Source organism: Marinomonas vulgaris (genome assembly GCF_018145875.1).
Taxonomy (GTDB): Bacteria; Pseudomonadota; Gammaproteobacteria; order Pseudomonadales; family Marinomonadaceae; genus Marinomonas; species Marinomonas vulgaris.
In genome coordinates this window covers 1-8,425 of the sequence record NZ_JAGSSV010000040.1, presented here as the reverse complement: position 1 = coordinate 8,425, position 8,425 = coordinate 1, and the positions used below count along the sequence as shown (strand labels likewise).

General features: G+C 41.8%; 11 protein-coding genes and 4 pseudogenes. 9 read left to right on the top strand and 6 right to left on the bottom strand.

Translation table 11 applies throughout. From position 1 onward, the window contains the following. Positions 1-92 precede the first annotated feature (92 nt). On the top strand, positions 93-371 hold the full coding sequence (locus J9B83_RS15290) for a TonB-dependent receptor (RefSeq protein ID WP_236037351.1): 279 nt from the start codon (positions 93-95) through the stop codon (positions 369-371). A gap of 117 nt (positions 372-488) precedes the next feature. Next, a pseudogene (locus tag J9B83_RS15285) lies at positions 489-818 on the top strand (transposase domain-containing protein); the annotation flags it as partial. Positions 819-847: 29 nt separating this feature from the next. On the opposite strand, the pseudogene J9B83_RS15280 reads toward J9B83_RS15285, so the two are convergent. The 3 genes and pseudogenes from J9B83_RS15280 to J9B83_RS16140 all read right to left on the bottom strand — a co-directional run. Then, positions 848-1,351: pseudogene (locus tag J9B83_RS15280) on the bottom strand (Y-family DNA polymerase); the annotation flags it as partial. Then, positions 1,351-1,596 (bottom strand): S24 family peptidase, encoded by a 246-nt coding sequence (locus J9B83_RS16145; protein ID WP_456238179.1) that lies wholly within the window; start codon positions 1,594-1,596, stop codon positions 1,351-1,353. The pseudogene J9B83_RS15280 and the gene J9B83_RS16145, both read right to left, overlap by 1 nt. Further along, positions 1,593-1,730 carry a hypothetical protein gene (locus J9B83_RS16140; RefSeq protein WP_456238178.1) on the bottom strand — a complete coding sequence of 46 codons (138 nt, stop codon included), beginning with the start codon at positions 1,728-1,730 and terminating at the stop codon, positions 1,593-1,595. Before J9B83_RS16140 ends, J9B83_RS16145 begins: the two co-directional genes overlap by 4 nt. Before the next feature lie 180 nt (positions 1,731-1,910). Here J9B83_RS16140 and J9B83_RS15845 point away from each other — a divergent pair. Beyond that, positions 1,911-2,356: pseudogene (locus J9B83_RS15845) on the top strand (transposase); the annotation flags it as partial. 231 nt (positions 2,357-2,587) lie between these two features. Here J9B83_RS15845 and J9B83_RS15270 read toward each other — a convergent pair. Continuing rightward, complete coding sequence (locus J9B83_RS15270) at positions 2,588-3,925, bottom strand: type II toxin-antitoxin system HipA family toxin (RefSeq protein WP_236037350.1); 1,338 nt, start codon at positions 3,923-3,925, stop codon at positions 2,588-2,590. Then, entirely contained in the window at positions 3,925-4,302 is a 378-nt protein-coding gene (locus tag J9B83_RS15265; protein ID WP_211537667.1) for a helix-turn-helix domain-containing protein, read from the bottom strand. Before J9B83_RS15265 ends, J9B83_RS15270 begins: the two co-directional genes overlap by 1 nt. Before the next feature lie 289 nt (positions 4,303-4,591). Here J9B83_RS15265 and J9B83_RS15260 point away from each other — a divergent pair. From J9B83_RS15260 to J9B83_RS15245, 5 genes and pseudogenes are all read left to right on the top strand, one after another. Further along, positions 4,592-5,095 (top strand): annotated as a pseudogene (locus J9B83_RS15260) (IS5 family transposase); the annotation flags it as partial. 730 nt (positions 5,096-5,825) lie between these two features. After that, on the top strand, positions 5,826-6,056 hold the full coding sequence (locus J9B83_RS15840; protein ID WP_236037349.1) for a hypothetical protein: 231 nt from the start codon (positions 5,826-5,828) through the stop codon (positions 6,054-6,056). Beyond that, positions 5,968-6,336, top strand: a complete 369-nt coding sequence (locus J9B83_RS16105; protein WP_407944031.1) for an IS66 family transposase — start codon at positions 5,968-5,970, stop codon at positions 6,334-6,336. The genes J9B83_RS15840 and J9B83_RS16105 overlap by 89 nt, the downstream gene beginning before the upstream one ends. Continuing rightward, a complete protein-coding gene (locus J9B83_RS15250) occupies positions 6,257-6,517 on the top strand; it encodes an IS66 family transposase (RefSeq protein ID WP_211537665.1) in 261 nt (86 codons plus the stop codon). The genes J9B83_RS16105 and J9B83_RS15250 overlap by 80 nt, the downstream gene beginning before the upstream one ends. A gap of 339 nt (positions 6,518-6,856) precedes the next feature. Then, positions 6,857-7,099, top strand: a complete 243-nt coding sequence (locus tag J9B83_RS15245; RefSeq protein ID WP_211537664.1) for a hypothetical protein — start codon at positions 6,857-6,859, stop codon at positions 7,097-7,099. 74 nt (positions 7,100-7,173) lie between these two features. On the opposite strand, the gene J9B83_RS15240 is transcribed toward J9B83_RS15245, so the two are convergent. Further along, on the bottom strand, positions 7,174-8,088 hold the full coding sequence (locus tag J9B83_RS15240) for a LysR family transcriptional regulator (protein WP_211537663.1): 915 nt from the start codon (positions 8,086-8,088) through the stop codon (positions 7,174-7,176). A gap of 111 nt (positions 8,089-8,199) precedes the next feature. Between J9B83_RS15240 and J9B83_RS15235 the strand changes: the two genes are divergently transcribed. After that, entirely contained in the window at positions 8,200-8,364 is a 165-nt protein-coding gene (locus tag J9B83_RS15235; protein ID WP_211537662.1) for a hypothetical protein, read from the top strand. Positions 8,365-8,425 lie beyond the last annotated feature (61 nt).

Genomic DNA, 8,425 nt, shown 5'->3' with positions numbered 1-8,425 from the left:
GATGTGGAATTAAATCCAGAGCAACATAAAGACGCTGCTTAATTATTTTAGGCGACAACTACCTTGAAAAACGCCGTCCAGACCTTAATATCATGGTTGGCTTTACAAAGTTCATTGGTGATAATTGGTCATTAGGTGCTGATGCAACCTATGTTAGTGAGTATTACTCCGATCTTGATAATGAAGAAGAGTACAAAGCAGGAGACTACATAGTAAGCAATGCTAGAGTGAAGTATGAGCTAGATGACTTAACCTTGGATGCCTATATCAAAAATCTGACCAATGAAGATATTATTTATTTAGACCGAAGCAGCACATCTTCCGTTGGACAATCTCGAACTGTTGGCATAAGTGCCACTTACAGGATGTAAACACTAACACTGTGGTGCAATCAGAAAATTAACTAGCACTAAATATGCATCCATGGAAGTCATACCTTCCTTGGATGCATCTTGTCTATGCGTCAGCGCTTTTTCCACACAAATATCCAAGATGGTCGTGCGGCTATTGATAACAACTCGGCGGAGCGGTCTATCCGTCCTATTGCACTGGGTAGAAAAAATTACTTGTTCGCAGGCTCTAAAGCCGGCGGTGAACGAGCTGCAGTACTGTATACCATTCTCGGTACAGCGAAATTAAATGATATTAATCCGAATCAATATCTCACAGCAGTATTAAAACGCATAGGACAACACTCAATCAATAAAGTCGATGAACTCTTACCATGGAACATTGACCTAAGCACACCCACCCAAAACGAAGCCATTATAAATCAGAAGACTAAGTGTCCACTAAAAAACAAGTGGACACTTAAATGAAGATACTGGGTGTAGTGGCCGGATGGTTACAAATCTACTACCGAACCCGTTGCCGGATATTTCTTCGCCGCATGATTGGCCAGTTTCGCTAGCGTTTTGGTTGGTGCTATGCCAATACCGACCGTAATGCCTGTCCACTTATCAACCTTGGCTTTAACTTGTTTACCGAACGTCAGCAAATCAGTCACATTAGTAACACCCGTTAAATCAATAAAGGCTTCGTCGATAGAATAGACTTCCAGCCGTGGCGATTCCTCTTCTAAAATAGACATCACTCGGTTTGACATATCGGCATACAGAGCGTAATTAGACGAAAAGCACACAATGCCATGCTTTCTTATCTCATCCTGGACCTGAAACATCGGCACGCCCATTTTAATACCCAGCGCTTTAACCTCTTTAGATCGTGCAACAATACAACCATCGTTATTTGATAACACCACAACTGGCGTGTACTTTAAATCTGGTCGAAACAACTTCTCGCAACTTGCATAAAAGTTGTTGCAATCGACCAAAGCGAAGACAGTCTGCATTAATGACGCTCGTATTTACGAATCACGCCTGTTACCACACCAAAAATTTCCAACTCAGACTCTTCGGTAATATAAATGGCTTTATAGGCTTTATTTTTCGGACAAGGCAACACATTGGGTTCCAACTCCAAGGTCTTCACTGTCAATTCCCCATGAATACAAGCAATCACAATGTCACCATGACGCGCTGTTAGCGAACGATCAACTACCAACACATCACCCGAATGTATGCCCTCTTCTATCATCGAATCACCCTGAGCACGAACATAGAACGTCGCGCTCGGGTGAGCGACACAGAGTCAATATAAAGTGGAATTCGCACACTATTTGCCGCGATAAAATCCAACGACTCCGACACGCCTAAATAAGTAATACGCATAACTCACCAAAATATACTGTATATATTTAGAAAATACGAATAGCCAAGAGAATTCACACGAAAAGATTTATTTCCGACTCTGCAAGAAAATTAGGAACTCTGCTTTAGGTAACATAACAGGACACTTCAGAACCAGGTACATTCCATCAGAACTACTGAATATGCTGACTTTAGCTCTTTAAGTGGTTCTTTAGCTTAAAAGCCCATATTGGTGTTGACGCTAGAACGGAGTTAACTAACAGCGTGAGCACAACGGCGGCCAACGTTCATGAGCGAATCTTCTTCATGACGAAGAGTGTTTTGTCTCGGCGGATTCTGGCTATCATGGTGCTTTAAAGAGAGAAGAGTTAAAAGGAGTCAAAGCAGACTGGTTGATTGCGGATTCCGAGCAAAATAAGAATCTTAAAAAAACACCCTAGAAAAAATAAACAGCCCATCCGAACGGAATATATCAAAGCCAGTATTCGAGAAAAAGTCGAACACCCCTTTAGAATCATCAAGTGTCAGTTTGATTTTAGAAAAGCTATTTATCGCGGGTGGCTAAAAATGACTTTAAGCTCGCCATGCTGTTTACTAATGCAAACGTGTTTCTAGTTGATCAGATGATCCGAGCCACAAGGGGTTAATCCGTTTACAAACTGCTAAACAAGGTTCAATTATCTTGTTTAGCAGTAGAAAAATGATAAAACGGCCACATTACTGACTGACATTGGGCTTTTCAGAATGTTAAGGCGCTCAGCTCGACTTGATCGCATGTTCCCTAGGTGTCGGAACATTGAGCCAACAACTCAGCCATTGCTATTTTCTAAGTATCGGAACAAATATTGTACTTTCGACAGTTTGCCTCTTATTTAAGATTATAAACCTTCTCCCAAGTACAGGCGATGAGCTTGAGCAACCTCGGCCACAAGTTTATCCATATCACCAAAGTCCACCAAGCCGGATTTTTTTGCATAATCCGACCAATTAGAAACCGTCTCCACCACAGCTTTTATTATCTTCTTAGCTTTAGCCTTACTAATGTCAGCAAAATGCGCCACAGCCAATAAATCGTCTAACTGAATATCTCGTGTTTTACCATTAATGGTCATTTGATGCTTACTTGTCCATCCAGCACCATTGCTATAAGTGATATCGTAAGCCGGCGACAGCGTCCAAACACCAGACTGATCCATTAAAAATGAAATATTCTTTGTATGATCATCTTGGTTAACAGACACCACATTGAACACCATCCGCAAATAGAACTGTTCAATTTCTTTTGCTGATAAACCAATCTCACGCATAACACCTATCGCCTGCTCATAAGAGTAGCCACCAGATTCATTAAAATCATAGTGAGCCATACCACACAGCGATTGCATATGAATCTTGTCACCACCATTGAGTCTGTCAAAGCGCTTGGTCATAAAATGAGAACGGCCATTTTCTTTAAACAAACGACATTCATTCATTTTAACGCCAGCTTCTTCGGCCATTAGGTAATAAGCGTATTCAAGTAAACCAAAGCCTTTCGGATCTGAAAGCAACTCTTTATCTTTATTAGCATCAACACCGTCAAACTTTAACAAGTAGTAATCGAAACCGTCACCCGCTGGGGCTTGACCAGTTTTTATGACATTCGTTTCTTTATCCCAAGCAATAACTGCCTTTGCTCGCGCACCACCAGCTGATGTACCAACTAAAATAATTTGCTCAATCGTTTCGCGTCTCTCACCCTGATTATCATGATCAAATGTCGCATTCAACTCAGCCTTTTCTTGGAGCGCCTCATTCGCCAAATCAACAAGTTCACTTAATTGAATCTCAGATACGCTTTCTTTGAGCTTACCAACAGTTGGCTTGAACTCTAATCCCCCCATACCACGAGAGCCGATATAGCAAAGACGCTCTATTGGACTGAATGATTCTGGATCGCGAGAATTGCGCTCTAACCATTGGTCAATTAATCGGTTACCAAATTTGTCTGGCAAACTATCGGCCAACATTCCCGGCAAACCTTTAAAGGTTTCTTTTGATAAACTACTAAATGAATAAGACTTGTCGCTTAATGGCATTTTAATTGGTGACAACTCTATGCCTGAACGCTGAAAGTGTTTTGAATACTCAAAGAACCCCATCCCCCTTTGCCAAGTGACTGAACCTATTAATGTATCCCACAGGTATACATCAGCCTTTTCGATCAACTTTGCCATTACCTGTCCTTATTTCCATTTAATTGTTGAATCGTCTTATTCCACTCGAAACCCGTTGACGGCTCTTTTTTGCTTTTAGATTTTGATACACGCTTACGCTTTTCATTTCTTGCTGTTAGTAAAGCTGCCGACTTCACTGGAGGCTCTGGCATAAAGTTTTCTATTTCATGCAACTTACCTAATGCACGCATTACAGCTAACACCTTTATCATTCCAACGCTTCGTTTACCGCTCTCTAAGCTCTGCACAGTTGAGACATTTACACCAGCTTTATCTGCCAACTCCTGTTGCTCTAGTCCTTCATTCAGCCGCGCCTGTAAGAATCTCTCACCTATCATCTTCAAGAGAGCTGCATTACTTTTCCTGTCGATTTCCATAATATTGCTAATTTCCGTTAATGTGTCTGATTTCTGACATTATAGCGCAAAATAGCATTATTGTTAAAAACCATTAATAGTGTAAAAAAACATTTTCCGTGCAAGACAATCACATTACAGTGCTTATTTTCACTATTACAGTTTCAAGCTTGCGGAAACATTATTCAGCCAAACAATTAAAACACGTCAATTTGATATTGCCTTTTGTCAGCCCTGGAATAATCAGTTAGGGAAGATACGAATAAGTTCCGCGCATGAGACAATTCATTTTTAACCTTCGAGCCTGACCATGTCACATCAACTCACTTTTTCCGACAGCGAATTCAACAACAAGCGTCGTAAAACACGCAAAGAAATTTTCCTTTCTCGGATGGGTGAATTGATGCCTTGGGGCCAGCTTGAAGCCATGATTGAACCTTTGTACCCCAAAGCTGGAAAAGGAAGAAGACCGTACCCGCTGTCTACGATGTTTCGCATTCACTGCATGCAATATTGGTACGACATAAGCGATCCTGCTATGGAGGATGCGCTCTATGAAATCACGTCCATGCGTTTGTTCACTGGATTGTCGTTGGACAGTTCAATCCCTGATCACACAACCGTCATGAACTTTAGACACTTACTGGAAAAGCATAAGCTCTCCCGTCAGCTGTTCAAAGAGGTTAACAAGTGGTTGTCTAGCGCTGGGATTTATCTAAAAGAAGGCACAATTGTCGACGCGACTATTATCGAGGCGGCTAGCTCGACTAAAAATAAAGCGAAAGCACGCGATCCAGAGATGCACCAGGCTCAAATTCGCGGTCTATACTCAAAAAGAGACTACTAAGAGCCTCCCATGAGTCTGTTGCGATGTTTTTTAGCTGCCTTGGAATGTAACTTAACTAAAATCCTGACGGATTAAATCGTAAGAGCCTCTCAAGAGGCTGTTAAGAATCTTTTTCATTGTTAGTCAGTGGTTCTAGCAAGACAGCGGTATTCGTAGTAATCAGTGAGTCCTAAAAGTCTGCTACTGCGCTTTGTTCGACCTCATATCAAGCACCAATAAAATCATGGAATTTGCTGTGAACCTCCCAAAATATACTGGGAGTAAAAGTAAAATTTCCACATGAATGGTAAGAGCAGAAGTCATTGCTGTCATTACTATTGGAGAATCGAGCAGTTTTTCCAAAACTCTATAAAGCCCTTTAAGGCTCTTTAGGGCGTTTTTTTTCAACACCCATACCTTAAAGCAAATCAATCAAAACAAGCTCAAATCGACTCTATGAAGGTTTGATCGGTAAATACCAGCCACTCCAGGGAGGAAATTGATTTGTTTAACGCTGTACCGTTTCTTTCCTTGTTAAACCGCAGACCACCTCTGCCTCACCGTCCCCCTTTGGGAGGAAGGAGGAGAGAAACGGCTAAAAAAATCAAAATTCGCGCTCGCTTTTCTCTTTTTGGGAGGTTGACGACAATTCCCAAAAGAATAGTATTGTGGAAATAGGGGGGTAGCTGTCCCTTTTACTATTTTAAAAAGATTGCTTATGGAGTTTCGTTATGAACAGAGATTCAGAGTTCTACAGGGGCTGATTGGTTTGGCTGGTAAGGATCGTCGCATCCATTTGAATTTAGATGAGGCGATTGAGGATCACGACAATTTTATTAGCACAGGCACTCAATCTTCGTGTGTGTTCCACTACAGTAACAGCCGTGCCCAGTCAGTTCCATTGCGCCTCTTATCCTCAGACACCAGCCATCGTGATCAATGGCTATGAGTGGTATCAAAAAGCCAGTGATGAATACCAGATAACGTGTTTAGGTTGCTGGGTTCATGCCCGACGAAAGTTTAAAGAAGCCAAAGGCGTACAGCCTAAAGGCAAAATAGGAAAGGCTGATCAAGGGCTTAATTACATCAAAAACTATACGGTATTGAACAACAAACCAAAGACATGCCTCCGGATAAACGTCGAGCGGTATGACTTTGTTATATCTAAATATTCAGTGGGATCGGCTCACTGGCTACGTGAAAAAAGGCCATTACCCGATAGAAAATAATGCGGCAGAACGAGCTATACGTCCTTACGCTATTGGACGTAAAAACTGGCTCTTTAGTAAAAGCCAAACAGGAGCAACCGCCAGCGCTAACTTGTACAGTCTAATCGAAACAGCTAGAGCCAACGGTCTTAATGAATACGATTGGTTAAAGCAGATCTTTAAGGCACTTCCTAATGCATAAAGTCTGGCAGACATCGAAGCACTTTTACCTTGGTATTGTAAGAATGTGGTTGTTTAAGCGCTTACGGTATAGGTAATCAAAAGAGATTTAATCAGAAGCCTTATGGCGGCCTTATACTCGTAGGTAGCAATGACTATAGCCAATACCGAAAACGCCACTAGAAAAGCTCTAAGAGGTTTTGAGATGTGCAAATAAGCCTTCCCATGTTTTAATAAAGAGTATCAAAGATTAAAATGTGTTGTCTCATGGAAGGACTGGTTTGCATTTTCCCAATACCAGGCTCTCTCAGGAACACAAGCGGCACCTCACGTTTTTAAACGAACAAAATATGGGTATACAATGCACATTTGTCCTACCATTTCTGGTAACGAAGCCTATTTTGAGTCATTTGATAATGATATTTTCTTAACAATTTCTAAAATAGCGACTGAAGAAGACCTAGAAAACAACCACAACCTTGAGCATGAAGGACAAGTAATCGAGCAAGTGTCTATTCCTGTGACATTCTGCCCTTACTGTGGCGAGAGGCTCACTAAGTTATCGGTGGACGTAACGGAATATGAGCACTACAAATTTGCTTGATAGTTTAAATTCCCTAGTTCACTGTTAGCTAACGCCCAACATCATTTTCCGCGAGGTGCTGCAGGCTAATTAGTTCATTCTAAGGTCATATCCCGTTGAATCTGCTGAGCTGCCGCCATTGCAATCTCGGTAAAAGCCAATGCCGTCGGCGTTAGCTTAACTCCGTCAAAGTGGATTTGTGTCAGTACCTTACTGTCGTCATTCTGAATGCCAATAAAGCGGCAACCTTGGGTATAGAGCTTGGCAATACAGGTTGGTGCGATCGCCACTCCTAAACCTGCGGCCACCATGGTAAGCATGGTTTGCATATGCTTAGGCTGGGCAGAGATCTTTGGTGAAAACTGATTTTTCTGACAAAGGTTTATAATGCTATCAAACAAGCCTACGGCTTCTTCCCGCTGAAACAAGATAATACTCTCTTGCTTGATATCTTCGAAAGTAACCCACTCACGATCTGCTAATGCATGATCCGTTGGCACCACAATTGATAAGTAATCCGTATACAAAAACTGGCTTCTAAATTGCATTTGTCGCTCTTTAGGCAGTGGTCTTGAAATACCCACATCGATTTCATCACGGTCAAAAGCTGCGATTTGCGCGGAGGCTGTCATCTCAAACAAACTTATGTCCACATTAGGATACCGACGATGAAACTGCTTAACCAGCTCGGGTATAAAGGTCAAACAAGCCGAAGGAAGGTAGCCTATTCTTAATGACCCTAGCTCCCCTTGTGCCGCTTTTTGAGCTCTTCGCTTTGTGTTCTCTACCTGTTTTAACAATGCATTGGCATCTTGAAGAAGCTGCAAACCAGCAGACGTAATGCTCACATCACGAGTATTACGAATAAATAACCTTGCTCCAAGCTCATCCTCTAAGCTGGCGATATGTCGACTGATCGCCGGTTGCACCGTATTAAGCTCACGGGCAGCGGCAGAAAAGCTTTTCAGCGTAGCCACAGTAACAAAACTTTTTAAAGGCTTAAGTTCCATACCATTTATACCCAATCTGTATAAGTCTAATCAAAACATAACATTTCTATTATATATCGAATCTTCATAAGATCACGCTCTATCGTTAACCCAGACTAAATCGAGTCACCTATGCAAACTAACACCTACCACGAACCTTTAGGCATCAGTAATAAGCTGATCTTCTTAATTGCTGCTGCTGTTTCCGCCACTGCAGCCAATCTCTATTATAACCAGCCCATTTTACCGCTGATCGGCCAAGAATTAGCGTTAAGTGACTTAGGAAGATGCGAATAAGTCCCGCGCATGAGACAATTCATTTTTAACCTTCGAGCCTGACCATGTCACATCAACTCAC

What these genes read in the sequence shown, in the direction of transcription:
- J9B83_RS15290 (WP_236037351.1), top strand. Translation starts at nt 93, where the DNA reads ATGGTTGGCTTTACAAAGTTCATTGGTGATAATTGGTCATTAGGTGCT.
- J9B83_RS16145 (WP_456238179.1), bottom strand. Translation starts at nt 1,596, where the DNA reads ATGATAGAAGAGGGCATACATTCGGGTGATGTGTTGGTAGTTGATCGT.
- J9B83_RS16140 (WP_456238178.1), bottom strand. Translation starts at nt 1,730, where the DNA reads ATGCGTATTACTTATTTAGGCGTGTCGGAGTCGTTGGATTTTATCGCG.
- J9B83_RS15270 (WP_236037350.1), bottom strand. Translation starts at nt 3,925, where the DNA reads ATGGCAAAGTTGATCGAAAAGGCTGATGTATACCTGTGGGATACATTA.
- J9B83_RS15265 (WP_211537667.1), bottom strand. Translation starts at nt 4,302, where the DNA reads ATGGAAATCGACAGGAAAAGTAATGCAGCTCTCTTGAAGATGATAGGT.
- J9B83_RS15840 (WP_236037349.1), top strand. Translation starts at nt 5,826, where the DNA reads ATGGAGTTTCGTTATGAACAGAGATTCAGAGTTCTACAGGGGCTGATT.
- J9B83_RS15250 (WP_211537665.1), top strand. Translation starts at nt 6,257, where the DNA reads ATGACTTTGTTATATCTAAATATTCAGTGGGATCGGCTCACTGGCTAC.
- J9B83_RS15245 (WP_211537664.1), top strand. Translation starts at nt 6,857, where the DNA reads ATGCACATTTGTCCTACCATTTCTGGTAACGAAGCCTATTTTGAGTCA.
- J9B83_RS15240 (WP_211537663.1), bottom strand. Translation starts at nt 8,088, where the DNA reads ATGGAACTTAAGCCTTTAAAAAGTTTTGTTACTGTGGCTACGCTGAAA.
- J9B83_RS15235 (WP_211537662.1), top strand. Translation starts at nt 8,200, where the DNA reads ATGCAAACTAACACCTACCACGAACCTTTAGGCATCAGTAATAAGCTG.